The following is a 19,925-nucleotide window of genomic DNA, read 5'->3' on the forward strand; positions in this document are numbered from 1 at the left end:
TTTGTATCTTAGTACAGATAAACCCAATTAATAAAATAGAATTATGATGAATTTTGAGCTCAATGAAAATCAGGCGATGATCGCCAAGATGATTCGGGACTTTGGAGCAAAGGAGATTACCCCATTCAGAAAAGAGTGGGATGACAAGCAGATTTTTCCTGTTGAACTTTTCAAAAAACTTGGACATCTTGGTTTGATGGGGGTCCTTGTGCCAACAGAATATGGAGGTTCAGGTTTTGGCTACTTCGAATACGTGACTGCGATTGTGGAATTATCCAAATTAGATCCATCAGTAGGTCTATCGATGGCGGCGCACAATTCACTTTGCACCAACCACATCCTGATGTTTGGCAATGAAGCCCAAAAGCAAAAATACATACCCAAATTAGCCACCTGCGAATTGCTCGGAGCTTGGGGATTGACCGAGCCGAATACCGGTTCTGATGCCGGCAACATGCGAACTGTCGCGATCAAAGATGGCGAGCATTATGTTCTCAATGGTGCCAAAAATTTCATTACGCATGGAATTTCCGGTGATGTAGCTGTGGTCATCGCAAGGACAGGAGAAGTGGGGGATTCCCATGGGATGACTGCATTTGTGATAGAAAAAGGAACTCCAGGATTCAAAGGCGGGAGAAAAGAAGATAAACTCGGCATGCGTGCATCTGAAACTGCGGAACTGATTTTTGAAGATTGCAGGGTACATGAAAGTCAGATTTTGGGAGAAGTTGGGGATGGGTTTATCCAATCGATGAAAGTTCTGGATGGGGGAAGAATCTCTATTGCCGCACTTTCGTTGGGTATTGCTGAAGGTGCCTTGGAAGCGTCCATCCAATATTCCAAGGAACGTCACCAATTCAACAAACCGATCAACAGTTTTCAGGGAATTTCTTTCAAATTGGCAGACATGGCCACTCAAATAGAAGCAGCAAAGCTATTGACTTTCAAAGCAGCAGCCTTGAAAAACAAAGGCCAAAAAGTGACTTTGGAAGGTGCGCAGGCAAAGTTATATGCATCTGAGGTCGCGGTATCTGTTTCCAATGAAGCAGTTCAGATTTTTGGCGGCTATGGATTTACCAAAGATTATCCGGTGGAGAAATACTACAGAGATTCCAAACTTTGTACCATTGGAGAAGGCACTTCGGAGATCCAAAAGATTGTGATTGCGAGGGAAGTACTGAGATAGGAAAAAATCAAACCCTCCAAGGCATAAAAATCCTTGGAGGGTTAATACTTATATATTCTATTTTAAACCAAGTTCCCTTCACCCAACAAAAGGAAAATTCCAGCAGCAATTCCTGCACCTAGAATCGGACCTACTACCGGAACCCAAGAATAGGCCCAATCACTTGTTCCTTTTCCTTTGATCGGAAGCAATTGATGCATCAATCTTGGTCCAAAATCCCTTGCAGGATTGATGGCATAGCCTGTAGTACCTCCTAAAGCCAATCCTATCACCCAAACCAAAAACGCCACTGGCAAAGCCCCAAGCGCTCCAAGTCCTATTGGAATTTCCTTCCCATCTATATAGGTAATCACAGGACTGGTAGAATACAGGATCACGATGATCAAAACGGATGTTCCGATGATTTCTGAAAACAGGTTGGAAGACAAGTTTCGGATGGCAGGTGCCGTCCCGAATGGTGCAAACTTGAGACCTGGATCTGGAGTAGCATCAAAGTGATCTTTGTAAATCAGCCAGGCAATCCCTGACCCAAACATGGCTCCCAAAATCTGAGCGAAAATATATCCGGGAACCATCGCCCAGTCAAAAAGTCCCGCAATAGCCAAACCGATACTTACAGCGGGATTGAGATGCGCACCGCTGTGCGGACCTGCCACCACAACCCCAATAAAAACTCCCAATGCCCAAGCGGTGGTGATCACCATCCAACCTGAATTCTGCCCTTTGGTTTTGTTCAAAACCACATTGGCCACCACCCCCGAACCCATGGCCAACAGAAGTGATGTTCCTATAAATTCTGCAACAAGTGTATTCATTATTCTACCCAGTTTTTAGAACGTTCAACTGCCTTGTGCCAAAAATGAAGAAAGTAATCAACTTTCTCAACATCCATTTTTGGATCAAAATCCTTGTCTGATTCCCATAGGGCCTGTAATTCTTCTTCAGATTCCCAAAAACCTACCGCCAAGCCAGCCAAAAACGCCGCTCCAATTGCAGTGGTTTCGATGATTTTGGGCCTTTTGATTTTGGTCTGCAAAATATCCGACTGGAACTGCATCAGGAAATTATTTGCAGTAGCGCCACCGTCGACCCGAAGTTCTTTGATAGGTGCACCACTGTCTTTCTGCATCGCATCCAATACATCCCGGACTTGATAGGCTATGGCTTCCAAAGCTGCCCGAGTCATGTGGGCGATTGTTGTCCCACGGGTAATTCCAAAAAAAGCACCTCTAGCATTTTGGTCCCAATGCGGTGCTCCAAGTCCTGCCATAGCCGGCACAAAATAAACCCCGTCATTGTCTTTTAAGCTTTGGGCCAATACTTCACTTTCTTTGGCATGACCAAAAAGCTCAATTCCATCTCTGAGCCATTGGATAGCTGCGCCGCCAATAAACACAGAGCCTTCCAAAGCGTAGTTGACTTTTCCATTGATTTCCCAAGCAATAGTCGTCAGCAATTTGTTGTTTGACTTAACTGGTTGTTCGCCAGTATTCATCATGAGAAAACAACCGGTCCCGTAAGTGGTTTTTGCCATTCCGGGATGGGTACACAACTGTCCAAAAAGTGCTGCCTGTTGGTCACCTGCGATCCCGGAAATGGGTATCGGCACAGGAAACAACGATTCGGAAGTATGTCCATACACCTCAGAACTTGACTTCACTTCGGGCAATAAGGACATTGGAATATCAAAAAGTGACAAGAGTTTGGTATCCCATTTTTTTTCAAAAATGTTGAATAGCATGGTACGGCTGGCATTAGAAACGTCCGTGACGTGCACCTGCTTTTGGGTCAGGTTCCAAACTAGCCATGTATCTACTGTGCCAAAAGCCAATTCTCCGTTATCAGCTTTTTCTCTTGCTCCCTCGACATTGTCAAGCAACCATTTGATCTTGGTGGCTGAAAAATAGGCATCCAACACCAAACCGGTTTTGGAGGCGACCATTTCTTCTTTGCCTTCTGCTTTGAGTTGGTCAACATAGGTGGAAGTCCTGCGATCCTGCCACACGATGGCATTGTAGATGGGTTTTCCTGTTTTCCTATCCCAAATAATAGTGGTTTCCCTTTGGTTGGTGATTCCGATGGCAGCAATATTTTTGGCTTTGATACCACCTTTGGCCATGGACTCTGCCAAAACCGAAGATTGGGTGGACCAAATCTCCATAGGGTCATGTTCTACCCACCCTGATTTTGGAAAATGTTGTTTGAAAGCTCTTTGGGCAACACATACTATTTCGCCCTGTTTGTTAAAAATGATGGACCGTGAACTTGTCGTTCCTTGGTCCAAAGACATGATGTACTGGGTATTTTGGGTCATTGCTTAGGGTTTTATGATGTATTTATTGGCAGTCTTTTTAAATTCCTTCAATTCATCCTCTATCCAATTTTGATCCATTCCAAGTTCTTTGGCCATGATCTCCACCACTTTTGGCGCCATCTCCATGGCAGTCCTGGCATCAAGCAAAAGAATCCTGAACCTCCTTGAGAGCACATCTTCCAGTTTGACGGCCATTTCATTCCTAATGATCCAAATCACCTCGGCAATGGTATAAGGATATTTTGGATGTAGTTTTTCTCTCCACTCGGGGTGGTCTTTGAGCATAAACCTGATCTGAAAAGCGTCAGATCCATAGATGGCCATATGCCCTTCATCCGGCTTGATGGTGAATCCATGAAGTTTTTGTGAGACAGATTTGCTTTCAGACATGGATTTACCAGTCACTCTAGGGTAATATTCTACAGTATCCTCACCCATTTTTCTGAAAGTGGTCCATTTGCCCCCTGTCAGGGTGACCAACTTAGAATCTGAAAGAATCACTTTATGTGTACGGGAAATCTCCTTGGTTTTGGCTCCATCTTCTTTTGGCGCAGCCAATGGCCTCAATCCCGCAAAAACAGAAAGTATATCAGCCTTTGTAGGTTTTTTGGTCAGGTATGCTTGGGCAGTTTCCAACACAAAATCTATTTCCTTTTCCAAAGCTTCCGGTTCCAATTGGGGTTTGTCCTTCAAGGTATCTGTGGTCCCGACGACTAGCTTTCCATGCCAAGGCACGGCAAACAACACCCTGCCGTCAGAAGTTTTGGGAATCATCAACGCATCCTTGCCTCCCAAAAAAGACTGGTCAAAAACCAAATGTATGCCTTGACTTGGCTGAATGCTCTTTCTCGCATCAGGATTATCCATCCTTAAAATCTTGTCAGCAAAAACACCCGTGGCATTGACCACCATCCTTGCCTTGATCTGTAGATGGCTTCCATTCAATTGGTCTATAAAATTCAGGCCGTCGACCTTACCGTGGGTATCTTTGGTCAGGGATTCTACTTTGGAATAATTCAACACACAACCACCGAGCTCATCGCAGGTCTGGGCCAAAGCTATGATCATCCTAGCGTCATCAAACTGACCGTCATGATAGACCACCCCGCCTTTCAGTCCTTCCTGCTTGATCTGGGGCATGCGGCTGACAGTTTCCTTTTTGCTGATAAATTTGGATTTACCCAACCTCCATTTGCCAGCCATCAGGTCGTATAGTTTGAGACCGACAGAATATTGCAACTTGTCAAACCAAGTGTAAATGGGAATGATAAATGGCTGGTTGTAGGTGAGATGTGGGGCATTTTCCAAAAGTCTTCCCCTTTCTTTTAAAGCTTCCAAAACCAACAACACATCTCCTTGGGCAAGGTAGCGGACGCCGCCATGAAGTAGTTTGGTACTGCGACTGGAAGTGCCTTTGGCGAAATCCGATTTTTCTAACAAAACCACCGAAAGCCCTCTCGAAAGCGCATCCAAAGCGACTCCAAAACCGGAAGAACCTCCTCCAATGACCGCAATGTCCCAAACTTTTTCCTGATTGTCTTTGATTTTACTGAGGTTGGCTGACCTGTTCATAACGAAAAATTTTTCTTTCCAAGTTAATAGAAAAAATAAGGAAATTAAAATTCAGGCAAATGTTTAAAAGATGATTTAAGTCAGCCTGAATAGTATTTAAAAAATTATTCTGTGGTGAAAAAAATCAAAAATCCTTAAAAACTTTCCTTTCTACTGAACTGCCATCTTCCTTTAGAGAAACTTCGAATATAAAATCATACTCGATGTCTTGAAGTTCGGCGTATTTATCACCTGAGCCTACAAAATAATTGGCCAACTGATTGACAGTATTACTGTGTCCGACCACAAGGATGTTACCTGTTCTTTCCCTCAGCTCCTTGACTAGAGCATCATGGTTTTTGGCATCGTATATTTCTATAGTAATGCTTATCGCATCCGCCAAAGGTTGTGCTGTGGATTTGGTCCGGATGGTATTGGTGCTGAAGATGTGTTGGATTTCTTTTTGTTCAAGGATTTGCCCTAGTTTTTTGGACCTGGCTGTTCCGGCCACGCTCAGCCCGGGGTCATCGCCTTGTAGGATTTTCTCTGAATGGCGGACAATGTAAATGGTCTTTGGCTCCTGCTTGGGAGAACAAGCGAGCAACAAAAATGAAACTATCAAGAGGGTGAAAAGACTTTTCATTTCAATTATTTGAATTTTTTTGAGCAAAAAAAAGTATAACCAATTTGTATCAAGAATGACTTTCATTCCTTACCGCCTTGATCTCCGCATCAATTTCTTCCAATGTCAATTCTGATAATCCTACCTCTTTTGCAATATTTTGACATTCTTCTAGTGCTTTCCTTGCAAAATCGAGGTTTATTTTTTCAACAAGGAGCTTGAAATCAATGATTGGGTCACTGTCCAGATTATACTTCTCTAAATCCTTTTCACTTACTTTGACTTGTATTGTTTTCATAAATTCAGGCTTTGAAACATCAATTTAATAACTATTCTGAAAACAGTGGCAAGCAAAAAACAATTCGGAAATAAAATTACCCACTAAAAGTATTTTCCAGTTGCTGGTCTTTGCCCCTAACCGGTTCAAATTCCAAATATTGCTCCCAAAAAGCTTCTTCCGGCAAAGCTGCTCTGAGGAAGATCTTTTCCTTTTTGATTGGGTGGACAAATACCAGGTGGAATGCATGGAGGTTGATACTCGCATCTGGATTGGGTTTATGAAAACCATATTTCAAATCCCCCCTGATCGGGCAATTCATTGAGGCTAATTGCACCCTGATCTGATGCGGTCTTCCAGAAACCGGGCGTACCTCCAACAACCAATGGTCATTCAATTTTCCCAAAGTCTTGTAATTGAGTTCCGCTTTTTGCGATCCTTCGACTTCCTTTTCGTGAGCGGTTACGAAGTTTTTAACCTCGTCCTTCACCAGATAATGGGTCAGTTTCCCGGTTTCTTCCTTTGGCCTGTTTTTGACTATTGCCCAATACACTTTATGGATATCCCGCTTGCGGAAAAGCTCCATCATGCGCTCAAGTCCTTTGGAAGTCCTGGCAAAAACCACCAATCCACTGACAGGCCTGTCAAGACGGTGAACAGGATGTAAAAAAACATCTCCGGGCTTGTTGTATTTCTTGGCTATATATTCCCTGCAGTAATCTGTCAGCGTTTTGTCCTTGGTCTTGTCTCCCTGCACGAGCACACCCGCAGCCTTGTTGACTATCAGGAGGTGATTGTCTTCATAGACTACTGAAAATGGTTTCTTCTTCATATTGATAAGTTTTACAAGTTTAAAAAATCCCGCAAAGCTGCAAAATCGCAAAGACTAAAATCCTTGGCGTTTTAGCGTCTTTGCGGGAAACATATTTCTTTAGAATTCGGAGGTGAAATGGAATTCTATTTCTGGATAGTTGTCCTGCACCATCTGAAGCCACGCCCTTGATTCGGCCATAAAGACCACTTTCCCGTCTTTGTCATACGCAATGTGTCTGCTCTTGGACCTGATAAATTCATCCAATTGCTTTTTGTCTTTGCTGCTGATCCAACAGGCTTTGTATAAGTTCATTGGCGCAAATTCAACCGAAGCGTTGTATTCATTTTTAAGCCTGAACTGAATCACCTCAAACTGAAGCTGACCCACGGTACCCACTACTTTACGGTTTCCCATTTCGTAAGTGAAATATTGGGCAACTCCCTCTTCCATCAGCTGCTTCAAGCCCTTTTCCAATTGCTTGGTCTTCATGGCGTCTTTGTTGATGACTTCTTTGAAGATTTCGGGAGAAAAGCTTGGGATACCTTTGAAAGTCATGTTTTCTCCATCAGTCATGGTATCTCCGATTTTTAGATTACCGGTATCAAATAAACCGACAATGTCACCTGGAAATGCCTCATCTACGATTTCTCTGTCCTGCGCCATAAATTGGGTCACATTAGAAAACCGCAGCGGCTTAGGTCCACGGACATGGTTGTAAGGTTTGTTTCTTTCAAATTTCCCAGAAACTATCCTCAAAAATGCAATCCTATTCCTATGGTTGGGATCCATGTTGGCGTGGATTTTAAACACAAATCCAGAGAATTTGGATTCCTCCGGTTTGACTTCCCTCTCCTCAGTAAATCTGCTTTTGGGAGAAGGTGCAATCCGGATAAAGGTGTCAAGCATCTCATTCACTCCAAAATTATTTACGGCTGAGCCGAAAAATACCGGAGCGACTTTACCTTCAAGGTATTCTTTGGGATCAAAATCAGGGTAAACTCCTTCAATCAATTCCACATCTTCCCGTAGTTGCTTAGCATTATTCCCCCCAATCAATTCATCCAGTTTGGTATCATCAAGGTTTTGGATTGTCTCTCTGGCATCGCTCAGTTTCCGCTGACTTGGAGTGAAAAGGTTCAGCTTTTTGTCATACAGATTATAGACTCCCTTGAATCCCTTTCCCATTCCGATAGGCCAAGAAAGCGGTCTGACCTGAATGTTCAATTTCTCCTCCACCTCATCCAACAACTCGTAAGGGTCTCTACCTTCACGGTCGAGTTTGTTGATAAAACAGATCACAGGCGTATTTCTCATCCTACAGACTTCCATAAGTTTTTCGGTCTGGATTTCAACTCCCTTCACACAATCTATGACCATGATGACCGAATCGACAGCAGTCAAAGTCCGATAGGTATCTTCCGCAAAATCCTGGTGACCCGGGGTATCCAACAGGTTGATTTTGACACCTTGATATTCAAAACCCATCACCGAAGTGGCCACAGAGATACCTCTTTGTTTCTCTATTTCCATCCAATCGGATTTGGTAGCGGTGTCGATTTTGTTGGATTTCACCGCGCCTGCTGTCTGGATTGCGCCGCCAAATAGCAAGAGCTTTTCGGTCAAAGTGGTCTTTCCTGCATCCGGGTGGGCAATGATGGCAAACGTTCTTCTCTTTTGTATTTCCTTAGTCAAACTCATGTAAAGTCCTGATTCTGTAATTTTTCAGCCTGCAAAGGTAGACTTTTAATTCTAAGGTTGGAAGGATGGAAAGTTTAAAAGTTGATTGATCAAAATCCAGGAGGAGAATAATCGCATATCAGGATACCTTTTGACCCAAAAAATCCTCTTGTTTGAATCCCTGAATTCCATCTTTGCTTCCATGGAGGATGATTCGAAAAGTAGTGCCAACACCAATTTCGGAATGCTTGACATAGACTTTTCCTTTATGATATCCTTCTATTATCCTTTTAGCTAGTGTTAATCCAAGTCCCCAGCCTCTTTTTCTTGTCGTGAAACCAGGATTAAAAACCTTTTTGTACATTCCTTTATCCATGCCTTTGCCATTGTCGGTAATGTCTATAAAGACAAATTTCTCACTTTCCTTAACGATATCTATCGAGATACTACCTTGGCCTTTCATGGCATCCACGGCATTTTTGACAATATTTTCGATCACCCATTCAAAAAGTGATTTGTTCAACATCGCCTCAATATTATCAGCATAGCCGTTGACTTGAATATCCACTTTGGTAGAAATCCTTGGACGCAGGTAGGTTATAGCCTCATCCACTACTAAAAACACGTTTTCCAGTTGGATCGATGGTTTGCTGCCAATCGAACTGAATCTCTCTGTGACCATTCTTAATTTGACCACATCCTTATCCATTTCATGGATAACTTCTTTGTTTTCTTCCCAAATGGGAGAATTTTTGAGGTAATCCATCCAAGCCATCAATGAAGCAATAGGAGTTCCTAATTGATGGGCGGTTTCTTTGGTCAGGCCTGCCCAGACACGGTTTTGTTCAGCGACCTTAGATTGGTTAAAAACTGCGAAAGCCAATACCCCAAAAACCAAAATCACCGATAGCTGCACATAAGGGTAATATTTAAGAGATGTTAAGAGCTCTGAATTACGGTAATAAATAAGGGAATCTTCACTCCTAATAGGCTCATACTCTGCCTTCATTTTAACCAGCTCTGCCCTTAACACCTTATCCATATCCTCCTCATTTGCATCTTTTTTGAACTTGATGTTTTTATGGTCTATCGGATCACCATCGGCATTGACAACAATTACAGGTATGGAATTATTTTGTTGGATGATTTCTTGGGTAATGAAACTGAGGTTATCCGTATCAATGGATGCACTTGAAGCATATTCGAGTGCCCTTGCTAAAAGTTCGATCTGACGCTTTTCTCTCTCCTTCAGCTCTTCCACCAAGATATTGGTATAGTATATAGAACCAAAACTGATTACTACAGAACTTATGAAAATGAGCCATTTGATCCGGTTTTTATTTTGGTAAAAATCTAAAATCCCTATATCCTGCAGTGTATTCCTCATTGGGTGTATTTATTATTGGTCAAAAGGTGTTGTAATAGAAAACTCGATTTTGCCATAGATATTATCAATCTGACAAAATTACTTATCCACCTTCTGTGGCTTCATTTTTGTACAGCTACTGGTATAACTAACCATAAATATAAATATTATGAGCACAAACGATATTGGATTAGAAATAAAAGAAAGCAAGGTTTTGGTCAAGAAACTGAATATCCTATTGGCCAATTATCAGGTATATTATCAGAACCTGAGAAACTTCCATTGGAATGTCTCGGGACCTAATTTTTTCGAACTTCACGCCAAGTTTGAGGAACTTTACAATGTAGCAAACCTTGGTGTGGACGAAACAGCAGAAAGAATCCTGACTTTGGGAGAAAGGCCATTTTCTTCTTACCAAGATTACATAGAAAATTCAGAAATCAAGGAGGCTAAAAAAATCCAAGATTCCAAAACCATGGTAGAAATCGTCAGAGACAACCTAAATACTCTTTTGAACCTTGAAAGAGATGCTTTGGAAGCGGCTACGGAACAAGGCGATGAAGGAACAGTTTCATTGATGAGCGATTATATCACAGCCAAAGAAAAAACTGTGTGGATGCTTTCTGCATATCTCAGATAAAAAAATCAATCTTAAAAGAAGGAGGATGGGTGATAACCTCATCCTCTTTTTTTATTTTTAGACATTCACATGTCTCTCGGCATGGTAAGAGGATCTCACCAAAGGTCCCGATTCGACATATTTTATTCCTCTATTCAATCCTTCCTCTTTATAATGGGCAAATAAATCCGGATGGATAAACTCTGCCACTTCGATATGCATTTTGGTAGGCTGAAGATATTGACCAAGTGTCAGAATGTCACATCCATTGGCAGCAAGATCATCCATTGCTTTGTAGACCTCTTCTTTTGTCTCACCAAGTCCAAGCATGATTCCGGTTTTGGTTCTTTTGCCATATTCTTTGGTCAATTTAATTTGTTCCAAAGATCGGCTATATTTTGCCTGCGGCCTCACCCTTCTATAAAGAGTCTCAACGGTTTCCATATTGTGGGAAACAACTTCTTGACCTCCACTGATCATTCTATACAAAGCCTCCCAATTTGACTTAACATCTGGGATAAGGGTTTCAATGGTAGTTTGTGGAGATAGTCTTTTTGTCTCGACCACGGTCTGATACCAAATCTCGGATCCTTTATCCTTTAGCTCGTCTCTGTTTACAGAAGTGATCACAGCATGCTTCACTCCCATCAGTTTGATGGCCTCAGCTACTCTTCTTGGCTCATCGGTATCATATTCGGGTGGTCTCCCTGTTGCTACTGCACAGAAAGAGCACGATCGGGTGCAGACATTTCCCAATATCATGAATGTCGCCGTCCCGGCACCCCAACATTCGCCCATGTTTGGGCAATTGCCACTTTCGCAGATCGTATGAAGCTTATGCTCATCGACAAGCTTTCTAACTTTGGCATATTCCTTCCCGATTGGCAACTTCACCCTCAACCAATCAGGTTTTTTTCTTTTTGTTGCTTCTTGGGAAATTATAGGTAGTTCGATCATGATCTAAAGATTAGAAATGCGAAATTATTATTAGGAAAGAGCTGACCCAACATTTGGGTTATTTTCTAAAACCATAGAAAAACGTGAAGTACACTGATTGGAATACTTGTCGGTTTTCTACAGTGGGCATCAGCGGAATTTCTTTGGTAAAACCTTCCAATTGGTATCCTAGTTCCAAACCAGTCACATTTGATTTGAATACTCCAAACTCAAAAAGTACAGCTGCCTTTGCGTTCCCTCCAAAAGCAATATCAGATTGTCCCAATCCCTCAAAAATTCTTCCCGGTCCTAGGATATTGTACCTGCTTTGATGCCTTTCAGGATCATACTGCTCTCTGACCGTTTCCAATCTATTGGGCGCATATTCAATGTAATAGGGGGCAATTATACCAATCGATGGACCGATAGCTCCCAAAAGAGATACCTGAACACCTTGCTGTGGTGCTTTCTTGAACACTATCAGCTCCCGTCCATAATATGGCCTGATGGAGTACAGGTAATTTGATTTTCCGAAAATATAGGAATTGCCCAGAACTGTATTGTATCTGACTTCCTTTGGATTTTTGACATTGACAAGGTCCAATCCAAAAAACTGAAACTGGCTTTCATCAATCCGGTATCCCAATTTCAAAACAAACCCCCCTATCAATCCGCCATTGGTATTTTTGTTAACCCCAAAAAGGACTTCTCTGTCATATTCATAATTTCCCATATCCTCTCTTTGGGCATAAGAGAACGTAGCCGAAAGGAAAAGAAGGAAAATAGAAATATAGACGATTCTTCTCATTATAAATTGGTTAACCATTAAACGGAGAGTTCTACAGTATGTTTTTAACAAAATATAAAAGTAAGGGTTTAGGACAATGATAAAAAATCTGCCGCAAAGAAATCTTTTGACGAAAAATTCATCCTTTCATTCTAAAAAAAAGAAAAAAACTTAGAGTGACGAAAAAGAAGGCAAGTCTAAATCCATATTTTCACAGCAAGGTGCACGGATTTTTTAATTTTATCTTTGCCATTGCATTTAAAAACAACCTACTCATCCTTTCCGTAATTGAAAAAGGTGAAGTTGGGATTGTATTTAAAGAAATAACTTTTTTTGACTGATGTCGCATTAAACCATTAAATGCCGTCCTGAAAAGGAAGGCTTATTAAAAGCATAATCTTTGGAAAAACACCTCATCCAAAAAGCAAAGACTGGAGACAAAAAGTCCATTGAGCTGCTTTACAAGCAATTCTATGGGTATGCCATGAGTGTTGCCCTGAGGTATTCCAATTCAAGAGAGGAAGCATGCGAAATCATCAATGACAGCTTCATGAAAGTTTTTGAAAAGTTGGATCATTATGATCCACAAAACTCATTTAAAGGTTGGCTGAGAAGGATCTTGATTAATACCTCCATTGATTATTACCGCAAAAACATCAAACATACCGCACTGATGGACATTGAAAAAGCAAATGCGGAAACCATGGAAGCGGATGTAATCGACCAACTTTCAGCCGAGGATATCCTTGAGATTTTGAGGGGACTTCCTGAAATCCTAAGAATCATATTCAACTTGTACGAAATCGAAGGCTATTCCCACAACGAAATCAGCGAACAGTTAAGTATCCCCTCCAGTACTTCAAGAACCTATCTAGCTAGGGCAAAGAAAAAACTTCGTGAAAAAATACAAGAGCTAAACCAAATCAAAGATGCGGGAGCAATTCGATAAAAAACTTGCAGATAAAATCAAATCCTCTTTCCAAGGCTTGGAAGGCGAATTTGATCCTTCAGAATGGGATAAATTTTCAAAAAAATATTTCCGCAAGGAAGCTAATCCTATGGCTATCTGGATTAAATGGATTTCAGGAATCGCTGCTGCTTTCCTTTTTGGAATTTCTATTTACACTTTGATCCAGCCTGCAAAAAATCCAGCAACTGATCTCCAAATTGTCATTGCGGATAAGGGTGAAGAAGGCTCGGATGGAAAACCTTCTGAGGAATTAAGTAATACTGAGGAAAAACCCATTCCAGAAAAACCATTAGCATCTAATAATCCACCCGAAATCCAGGATGCACAAAATCAAAAAAACCCTTTTCAAAATTCCCCATTAAAAACTGAAACCAGCAAATCAACTCTGAAATCAATCAACCAAAAACAGGAGAATGTAAACATTGCATCTTCCGAGGTTAAAAAGAGCAACTCCCTTGTGGTTGAAAACAATAATGGGATTGAGTTACTGGTCACCATTGCTGAAAAAAGTAGCACATCGTCAACTTCCAATATTGACCCCAAGGAAATGACTGCAAAGGAGGCCATAGCACAGATCCAAGAATGGAAAGGAGAGGAAAATATCCCTTCCAAAGAGACGGCCCTAGAAGAAACAAATTTCAAAGATCCTATGAAACTTGGAGTTTTGGTAGCACCTCAGACGATTTCCAATTCCACTCAAAGTATAAATCTTGGAGCAGGCTTGATGTCTGAACTATCATTTTCAAGGAAATTAAAACTTGATGTAGGAATGGCTTATGCCCGGCAAAATATTTCACCAACTTCCGGAGGTAATATGTTATTGGCAGGGGTCACAAATGACATGGCATCTGGAAGTTTGAAAGCCGCGTCCATTACAGGTAATGTTATCAATACTTCTCGAGAAGTAAGTTTCGGACAATTGGAAATACCCATTAATCTGAAGTATAGGGTAATGGACAAAAAAGAATCCGGCATATATTTGATATCGGGACTGTCTAATATGGTCTATTTAAACCAACAGGATGTCACGACTTACAGTACTGCAAACCTTGCCACGGTTAATTTTGCAAGTTCCCAATCCATGCTGAATACCTTCAGTCAAACCATTGAGCCTGATCCCCAATCTAATGGAATAGATACTGGAAGAATGTTGAATTTTGGAATTGGATTTGAGCAAAATCTTAAAAATGGCACATCTCTGTCCATAGAACCGTTTTATAAATTGCCATTAGGCGACCAAACATTTACAAACCAACAATTCTCTATTGGGGGAATAAATCTTAGAATGAATTTTCAATTAAAATCTAAAAAAGAATAAAATGATTAGAAAAATTGCTTTACCAGTCCTAGTTGTGTTGTTATTTGGAATAGCAGGATGTTTTCCAAAGGTGGAGTCAGACTTACAAAATGCCATTAACCGAGATGACCGATTGCTAGCGGATTATCTTTCACGCAATAATATCAATGCTATTGAGACACAATTGGGTTATTTCTACAAAAAAGAGATTCCAAATGAAACAGGAAATCAAATCATTAACAATGATATTGTCGGCGTATATTATGAAATAAGGACGATTGATGGACAATTAATTGAAGCTTATACAGATGAATCCAAGAGTCCAAGGATATATAAGCATTCTGAAGGAGGTTTGATCCCAAGAGCTATAAATTTCGCTTCGGGACTGGCAAAGACCGGTGAGACTTTCATGCTATATATACCATCCTATCTTGCTTATCAGGAATATAGTTACCAGCAATTGATATTGCCAAATGCCAACCTTGTGGTCAAGGTAAAATATGTAGAAACATATACCAACGATGAAATCAAGGAAATTGAGAACGAAATGATCTTAAACTATATCTCTGAAAAAAACCTTGAAGGATTCGTAAAAACAGCCGACAGCATTTATGTAAAAACTATTAAAGAAGGAGAGGCAGGAAGTAAAGTGACTGCAAATGGAGACATCGTCAGCTTTACCTACAAGCTACTTCAGCTTGATAGCGAATCCCCTTTTGCACAGTCTACCGGAACAACGCCATTTCAAGTTACGGTTGGAACTGAGTCTAATCAAAAGTTTTTAAACCTGAGTTTGAAAGGTTTGAAAAAGGGACAGGAAATAGAAGCAATCATCCCTTCAAGGTTAGGATTCGGGTTGACAGTACAAGTTTATCCTTTGGTAATCAGGAAGGATTTGTTTGAAAAAGGATATATAAACCAAATCGCAAGACCATTTGAACCGATTATATTCAGAGTGACTGTAACCGATATTAGGTAGCAATTTTCAAATTTTATTTATAAGCCTCCAAATTTCAAATCTGGAGGCTTTTTGTTTTCATGGATAGTTTATCCAAATTTGCTGACACTAAAAACTCAATTGTTATGAATTTTCTATTTGATAGTTTTGTGGGTTGGAAATCCCATTGTGAAAAAAATCAAATTGGCTTACACCAAGCTGTTTTGGAATATGAATTCTCACAAAAAAATGGAATTGAAGAGGATATTTGGTTGGGGTTGCAAAAAGCCTATGATGTCATGAAAGAGGCGGTGGAGATTGGGCTAAGTGAAAATATGACCTCCAGATCAGGAATGATCGACAATGGTGCCAAAAAAGTGTTTAACCATCCTTTGACAGTTCTTTCATTGGATTTTCAAAAATTGATTTCAAGGGCTTTAGCAGCAAAAGAAGTTAATTCCTGTATGGGAAGAGTTGTCGCCGCTCCCACAGCAGGAGCATCCGGAATCTTGCCCGGGGTGCTATACACACTGCAAGAAATCCATGGTTTGTCGGACCAAAAGATTCTTGAAGGATTATTGGTTGGCGCAGGAATCGCCCTAATCATAGAGCAAAAAGCGAGTTTGGCAGGTGCTGTAGGAGGCTGTCAGGCAGAAACCGGATCAGCGGCAGCAATGGCTTCGGGAGCGGTTGTGTATTGTTTGGGAGGATCTATTGACCAAGTGTTCAATGCAGTTGCGATCACTATACAATGCATGCTTGGTCTTGTTTGCGATCCTGTTGCAGGACTTGTAGAAGTTCCCTGTGTGGTTAGGAATGCAAGTGCTGCAGCCATTGCATTTAGCTCAGCTCAAATAGCCATATCCGCAGTCAACTCCGTCATTCCTGTTGACGAATGCATTGAAGCTATGGGTGAAATCGGATCAAGTATGGAAAGCAGGTACAAAGAAACTGCAATGGGAGGATTAGCAGCCACATTGACGGGGCAGGAGATTTCCAAAAGAGTTTTGATAAAGGATATTGAAATCTTACCTGACGAGAATTTACCGGAGTAAAGTGTCAAAAAATGGAATGCTTAATATCCAATGAATTGATCCTCCAAGGACGACAGACCAAAAAAGAGCACTCCCAAACATGTAAAGAATTATTTTCTTTTTTTCAACATTAAACGCATTCATCACGATAGTTCCACCAATCGGTGTTAGAAACAGTGGTGTAAAAACTGCAATCCAAATTGGTCCAAACTTTCTCCAAACCCTAACTATTTTTCTAGACTTAGGAGAAAATCTTTTCCTGTTTGGCGAAATCTTTAAATCCCAATAGGATTTAAACCAATCTCCAACAAAGGTCAGAGTGACGACAGTCGTCATCATTCCTCCAACAGATACGAGAACAATCTCAAATAATGAAAACCCTGCTGCAGCGCCCAATACGGGACCAGAAATAAATTTAAAGAGGCATGCAAAGTAGATCCCAATGAATTTCAATAAATATCCAGTCATATAATGATAAGGATATAAGTTATATAAAATCCAAAAAGAAATATGCCCTCAAGACGGGAAACTTTGTTTCCAGATTTTAAAATCGGAAATAAAACAATTGTCAAACCCAACATCCATAAAAAATCCTGATTGAGAAATAAATCTGAAACAGCTATCGGACTGATTACAGCAGTTATACCAATAATTGCAAGGATATTCATGATGTTACTACCAAGAATATTTCCAAGGGCTATATCGGTTTTTTTATTGATGGCTGCAATAATTGAAGTCACCATTTCAGGGAGACTTGTTCCAACGGCAATTACTGTAATACCTATGATCCTTTCACTGACTCCGAAAATCGTAGCAATTTCTACCGAATTTTCTATGAACATGTCAGCTCCAAAATATAATCCCAATACCCCACCTGTTAGCAATAGTAGAGATTTCCAAATCGGCAAAGGCAGAACCTCAGGATCATCTAGGTCACTTAAATTGATCTTTCTAAGTTTAAAAAAGAAATAAGTATTGATTAGGATTAAGATAACTAAGAGTATGACACCATCTAATCTCGATATAAGTCCATTGTAAGAAAAAAAATAGAATATGAAAGAAGATATTAAAAGTACAAGGTATTCAACTTTTAATATACTTGAGTTTAATTTAATAGGAAATACGATAGCACTGATTCCCAAAACAAGAGAAATATTCGCAATATTAGACCCAATTACATTTCCAATAGAGATATCGCTTTTACCTTCCAAAGCAGCATAAATACTTACCAATAATTCCGGTGAAGAGGTACCAAAGGCAACTATCGTCAACCCAATCAACCCTTGGCTTAAACCAATTTTCAAGGCAAGGGAAGAAGCACCATCTACTAAAAATTTTCCTCCTGCCAAAAGAATCAGTAGACCCAAACATAAAAATATATAAACCATATCTTATTTAAACTTTATTACCAAAACAAAGATCACCTGCATCACCTAGGCCAGGAATGATGTACGATCGATCATTTAAACATTCATCCAAAGAGCCAATCCATAATTGGTAGGGAATCTTGATGCTTTCATTGATCAACTTGACTCCCTCAGGGGCGGCAATAACACTTACAATATGGATTACCTTGGGTTTTCCAATCAAAAGAAGATTTTCAATAGTTTTCAAAACAGATTTCCCTGATGCCAACATAGGGTCTATTAAAATCAAGTTTTTATCGTTTATATCAGGAGTAGCTTGATACAAATATTCAATTTCAACTCCTTCGTCCTGATTTCCACCTTCATTTCTATATGCCCCAATAAAACCACTGTCAGCCTGATCAAAATAATTCAAAAAACCATTATAAAAGGGAAGAGCCGCTCTAAGTACAGCAATCAATATAGGTTGTTCTAAAATCAATTTTGATCGCTTATTTCCTAAAGGAGTATTCACATCACAATCAATAAAGTGTAATGCTTTGGAAACCTCATAGGCCATTACTTCTCCTAATCTTTCAAGGTTTTTTCTAAATTTCAACCTGTCATTTTGTATTGCAACATCTCTAAGTTCAGCTAGGAAGTTATTTGCTATGCTATTTGTTTGGTCTAAAATAAACATGTGAAATCCATTAAAATTATGTATTGTTCCAAATATCGGATATTCACTAAGAAAAAGACAAAAAAAAACCCGATTCTATGAATCGGGTTTTCATTATTTTAATTAAGTATTATTTAACTTCAAAGCTAGCTCTTCTAGCCAATTGTCTGGCATCGGCAGAATTTTTATCTACGCTAGTATCTTCACCATATCCTTTGTAGGAAAGTCTTGAAGAGTCTATACCCGAAGAGATCAAAAGATCATATACTGCTTTTGCTCTTCTCTCAGACAACTTCATGTTGTAATCAGCAGGACCAATTTCGTCAGCAAATCCTTTTACTTCTAGTTTAACTCCAGGATTTCTATTCAAGAAGTTAGCAACATAGTTTACAGCGGATGCAGAAAAACCTAGTGGTTTTGCTGAATCAAATGCGTAATAAACGTTTACGTAGTTCTCATTGATAGCTCTCTTAAAGAAGTCAGTTTCTTCCTTAACTTGTTCAATTGGACAACCGTTATTTGAGGCCGGACCTGGAGCGAATGGACATTTATCCAAATGATCAGGTATTCCGTCACCGTCAGAATCCATTGCTCTACCCTGTGAATCTACTCTTGATCCAGATGGAGTATTTGGCTCTTTGTCAAGATAATCAGGGATACCATCACCGTCAGAGTCTTTCAACATATCTTTAATTTCGCCGATTTGTTGAGCCAATTCAGCTTTGGTAGCATATTTATCTGCTTCGATATACCAGTCAGCATGGGTTGCACCTTTGCCAAGATAGAATGTCAATCCTAAAGTTCCTGTCCACCAAGTTCCATTTGTTCCATAAAAACCTGCATCTGCGGGACCGATATTGGTATTACCATCAAAGGTAACTGTTTGTCTACCGTTAAGAATTGTACTTACATCTCCTGTAAGAGCAATTCTTTCACTAAGTTTCACTTGACCGGTCAAACCTGCAATAATGTTGTATACATTATCATCAAAAGTAATCGGAGGACCGTCATGTTTAACTTGTCCAATACCGGCACCAAGGTGACCTAACAAATTTACCCTTCTAGTGAAGGTTTCCCATTTCATTATTCGACCAAGATTAGCTACTCCTTGAAGGTTTAGCCTGTAATAATTGGTAGAAAACGCAGGATTATTGTCTTTTCCAGATTCACTGAAGGAACCCAGTCCATAATCTAATTTAGCACCGAATTTGTCATTGAACATATACCTAACACCAAAGTCAACATGACCAAGATTTAATGTTGGTGAGAAATATCCAGGTGACAAAGGAGCCATAGGTTTGTTAAAACCTCCGTTAAGTTCTAAAGACCACTTGTTATAGTCGTCTTGGGCGTTAACTCCTAAAGCTAAACAGCCCGCCATGATTGTTGATAGTAATATTTTTTTCATAATAAAAAATTTTTTGTTCAGATTTTTAGGTGTTTAATTGATTTGACTGCAAATTTATAAACTTTTAACTATTCACAAATGTATATTAATATTTTAAAACAATAC

General features: G+C 40.1%; 20 protein-coding genes. 6 read left to right on the plus strand and 14 right to left on the minus strand.

Annotation, left to right across the window (positions count from 1 at the left end; translation table 11 throughout):
- The first annotated feature begins 46 nt into the window (after positions 1-46).
- A complete protein-coding gene (locus M3O96_RS01565; RefSeq protein ID WP_249718594.1) occupies positions 47-1,186 on the plus strand; it encodes an acyl-CoA dehydrogenase family protein in 1,140 nt (379 codons plus the stop codon).
- Between the two features lie 62 nt (positions 1,187-1,248).
- Here the strand turns inward: M3O96_RS01565 and M3O96_RS01570 are convergent, their stop codons facing one another.
- From M3O96_RS01570 to M3O96_RS01605, 8 genes are all read right to left on the minus strand, one after another.
- Entirely contained in the window at positions 1,249-2,001 is a 753-nt protein-coding gene (locus tag M3O96_RS01570) for an MIP/aquaporin family protein (RefSeq protein ID WP_249718110.1), read from the minus strand.
- Positions 2,001-3,500, minus strand: a complete 1,500-nt coding sequence (gene glpK / locus M3O96_RS01575; RefSeq protein WP_249718112.1) for a glycerol kinase GlpK — start codon at positions 3,498-3,500, stop codon at positions 2,001-2,003. Before glpK ends, M3O96_RS01570 begins: the two co-directional genes overlap by 1 nt.
- A gap of 3 nt (positions 3,501-3,503) precedes the next feature.
- On the minus strand, positions 3,504-5,072 hold the full coding sequence (locus tag M3O96_RS01580; RefSeq protein ID WP_249718114.1) for a glycerol-3-phosphate dehydrogenase/oxidase: 1,569 nt from the start codon (positions 5,070-5,072) through the stop codon (positions 3,504-3,506).
- Positions 5,073-5,196: 124 nt separating this feature from the next.
- Positions 5,197-5,694 (minus strand): SixA phosphatase family protein, encoded by a 498-nt coding sequence (locus tag M3O96_RS01585; RefSeq protein WP_249718115.1) that lies wholly within the window; start codon positions 5,692-5,694, stop codon positions 5,197-5,199.
- 49 nt (positions 5,695-5,743) lie between these two features.
- Positions 5,744-5,971, minus strand: coding sequence for a hypothetical protein (locus tag M3O96_RS01590; protein WP_249718117.1), 228 nt, complete (start codon positions 5,969-5,971; stop codon positions 5,744-5,746).
- A gap of 76 nt (positions 5,972-6,047) precedes the next feature.
- Positions 6,048-6,782, minus strand: a complete 735-nt coding sequence (locus tag M3O96_RS01595) for an RluA family pseudouridine synthase (RefSeq protein ID WP_241141871.1) — start codon at positions 6,780-6,782, stop codon at positions 6,048-6,050.
- Between the two features lie 99 nt (positions 6,783-6,881).
- Positions 6,882-8,462: a peptide chain release factor 3 gene (locus M3O96_RS01600; protein WP_249718119.1), complete on the minus strand. Its 1,581-nt coding sequence runs from the start codon at positions 8,460-8,462 to the stop codon at positions 6,882-6,884.
- Between the two features lie 118 nt (positions 8,463-8,580).
- Positions 8,581-9,828 (minus strand): sensor histidine kinase, encoded by a 1,248-nt coding sequence (locus M3O96_RS01605; protein WP_249718121.1) that lies wholly within the window; start codon positions 9,826-9,828, stop codon positions 8,581-8,583.
- A gap of 148 nt (positions 9,829-9,976) precedes the next feature.
- On the opposite strand from M3O96_RS01605, the gene M3O96_RS01610 reads away from it, so the two are divergent.
- The gene (locus tag M3O96_RS01610) at positions 9,977-10,447 is read left to right on the plus strand and encodes a Dps family protein (RefSeq protein WP_249718122.1); all 471 of its coding nucleotides are present in this window, start codon (positions 9,977-9,979) and stop codon (positions 10,445-10,447) included.
- A gap of 57 nt (positions 10,448-10,504) precedes the next feature.
- Here the strand turns inward: M3O96_RS01610 and lipA are convergent, their stop codons facing one another.
- Together lipA and M3O96_RS01620 are read right to left on the minus strand one after the other, a co-directional pair.
- Positions 10,505-11,383 (minus strand): lipoyl synthase, encoded by an 879-nt coding sequence (lipA, locus tag M3O96_RS01615; RefSeq protein ID WP_249718124.1) that lies wholly within the window; start codon positions 11,381-11,383, stop codon positions 10,505-10,507.
- A 58-nt stretch (positions 11,384-11,441) separates the two neighbouring features.
- Positions 11,442-12,170, minus strand: a complete 729-nt coding sequence (locus M3O96_RS01620; RefSeq protein WP_249718128.1) for a hypothetical protein — start codon at positions 12,168-12,170, stop codon at positions 11,442-11,444.
- 379 nt (positions 12,171-12,549) lie between these two features.
- On the opposite strand from M3O96_RS01620, the gene M3O96_RS01625 reads away from it, so the two are divergent.
- The 4 genes from M3O96_RS01625 to sdaAA all read left to right on the plus strand — a co-directional run bounded on the left by M3O96_RS01625 (position 12,550) and on the right by sdaAA (position 16,408).
- A complete protein-coding gene (locus M3O96_RS01625; RefSeq protein WP_249718130.1) occupies positions 12,550-13,098 on the plus strand; it encodes an RNA polymerase sigma factor in 549 nt (182 codons plus the stop codon).
- Positions 13,079-14,437 (plus strand): outer membrane beta-barrel protein, encoded by a 1,359-nt coding sequence (locus tag M3O96_RS01630; RefSeq protein WP_249718133.1) that lies wholly within the window; start codon positions 13,079-13,081, stop codon positions 14,435-14,437. Before M3O96_RS01625 ends, M3O96_RS01630 begins: the two co-directional genes overlap by 20 nt.
- Before the next feature lies 1 nt (position 14,438).
- Positions 14,439-15,395, plus strand: coding sequence for an FKBP-type peptidyl-prolyl cis-trans isomerase (locus M3O96_RS01635; protein ID WP_249718134.1), 957 nt, complete (start codon positions 14,439-14,441; stop codon positions 15,393-15,395).
- 104 nt (positions 15,396-15,499) lie between these two features.
- Complete coding sequence (gene sdaAA / locus M3O96_RS01640) at positions 15,500-16,408, plus strand: L-serine ammonia-lyase, iron-sulfur-dependent, subunit alpha (RefSeq protein WP_249718136.1); 909 nt, start codon at positions 15,500-15,502, stop codon at positions 16,406-16,408.
- On the opposite strand, the gene M3O96_RS01645 is transcribed toward sdaAA, so the two are convergent.
- The 4 genes from M3O96_RS01645 to M3O96_RS01660 all read right to left on the minus strand — a co-directional run bounded on the left by M3O96_RS01645 (position 16,397) and on the right by M3O96_RS01660 (position 19,820).
- Positions 16,397-16,855, minus strand: coding sequence for a hypothetical protein (locus M3O96_RS01645; RefSeq protein WP_249718138.1), 459 nt, complete (start codon positions 16,853-16,855; stop codon positions 16,397-16,399). The two genes, sdaAA and M3O96_RS01645, sit on opposite strands and share 12 nt — an antisense overlap.
- A complete protein-coding gene (locus tag M3O96_RS01650; RefSeq protein ID WP_249718141.1) occupies positions 16,852-17,775 on the minus strand; it encodes a calcium/sodium antiporter in 924 nt (307 codons plus the stop codon). Before M3O96_RS01650 ends, M3O96_RS01645 begins: the two co-directional genes overlap by 4 nt.
- 7 nt (positions 17,776-17,782) lie before the next feature.
- A complete protein-coding gene (upp, locus tag M3O96_RS01655) occupies positions 17,783-18,433 on the minus strand; it encodes a uracil phosphoribosyltransferase (protein WP_249718143.1) in 651 nt (216 codons plus the stop codon).
- 109 nt (positions 18,434-18,542) lie between these two features.
- The gene (locus tag M3O96_RS01660) at positions 18,543-19,820 is read right to left on the minus strand and encodes an OmpA family protein (protein WP_249718145.1); all 1,278 of its coding nucleotides are present in this window, start codon (positions 19,818-19,820) and stop codon (positions 18,543-18,545) included.
- Positions 19,821-19,925 lie beyond the last annotated feature (105 nt).

Source organism: Aquiflexum sp. TKW24L (assembly GCF_023502205.1).
Taxonomy (GTDB): domain Bacteria; phylum Bacteroidota; class Bacteroidia; order Cytophagales; family Cyclobacteriaceae; genus Cognataquiflexum.

Coding starts and splice junctions, on each gene's coding strand:
- M3O96_RS01565 (WP_249718594.1), top strand. CDS start 47: ATGAATTTTGAGCTCAATGAAAATCAGGCGATGATCGCCAAGATGATT.
- M3O96_RS01570 (WP_249718110.1), bottom strand. CDS start 2,001: ATGAATACACTTGTTGCAGAATTTATAGGAACATCACTTCTGTTGGCC.
- glpK (WP_249718112.1), bottom strand. CDS start 3,500: ATGACCCAAAATACCCAGTACATCATGTCTTTGGACCAAGGAACGACA.
- M3O96_RS01580 (WP_249718114.1), bottom strand. CDS start 5,072: ATGAACAGGTCAGCCAACCTCAGTAAAATCAAAGACAATCAGGAAAAA.
- M3O96_RS01585 (WP_249718115.1), bottom strand. CDS start 5,694: ATGAAAAGTCTTTTCACCCTCTTGATAGTTTCATTTTTGTTGCTCGCT.
- M3O96_RS01590 (WP_249718117.1), bottom strand. CDS start 5,971: ATGAAAACAATACAAGTCAAAGTAAGTGAAAAGGATTTAGAGAAGTAT.
- M3O96_RS01595 (WP_241141871.1), bottom strand. CDS start 6,782: ATGAAGAAGAAACCATTTTCAGTAGTCTATGAAGACAATCACCTCCTG.
- M3O96_RS01600 (WP_249718119.1), bottom strand. CDS start 8,462: ATGAGTTTGACTAAGGAAATACAAAAGAGAAGAACGTTTGCCATCATT.
- M3O96_RS01605 (WP_249718121.1), bottom strand. CDS start 9,828: ATGAGGAATACACTGCAGGATATAGGGATTTTAGATTTTTACCAAAAT.
- M3O96_RS01610 (WP_249718122.1), top strand. CDS start 9,977: ATGAGCACAAACGATATTGGATTAGAAATAAAAGAAAGCAAGGTTTTG.
- lipA (WP_249718124.1), bottom strand. CDS start 11,383: ATGATCGAACTACCTATAATTTCCCAAGAAGCAACAAAAAGAAAAAAA.
- M3O96_RS01620 (WP_249718128.1), bottom strand. CDS start 12,170: ATGAGAAGAATCGTCTATATTTCTATTTTCCTTCTTTTCCTTTCGGCT.
- M3O96_RS01630 (WP_249718133.1), top strand. CDS start 13,079: ATGCGGGAGCAATTCGATAAAAAACTTGCAGATAAAATCAAATCCTCT.
- M3O96_RS01635 (WP_249718134.1), top strand. CDS start 14,439: ATGATTAGAAAAATTGCTTTACCAGTCCTAGTTGTGTTGTTATTTGGA.
- sdaAA (WP_249718136.1), top strand. CDS start 15,500: ATGAATTTTCTATTTGATAGTTTTGTGGGTTGGAAATCCCATTGTGAA.
- M3O96_RS01645 (WP_249718138.1), bottom strand. CDS start 16,855: ATGACTGGATATTTATTGAAATTCATTGGGATCTACTTTGCATGCCTC.
- M3O96_RS01650 (WP_249718141.1), bottom strand. CDS start 17,775: ATGGTTTATATATTTTTATGTTTGGGTCTACTGATTCTTTTGGCAGGA.
- upp (WP_249718143.1), bottom strand. CDS start 18,433: ATGTTTATTTTAGACCAAACAAATAGCATAGCAAATAACTTCCTAGCT.
- M3O96_RS01660 (WP_249718145.1), bottom strand. CDS start 19,820: ATGAAAAAAATATTACTATCAACAATCATGGCGGGCTGTTTAGCTTTA.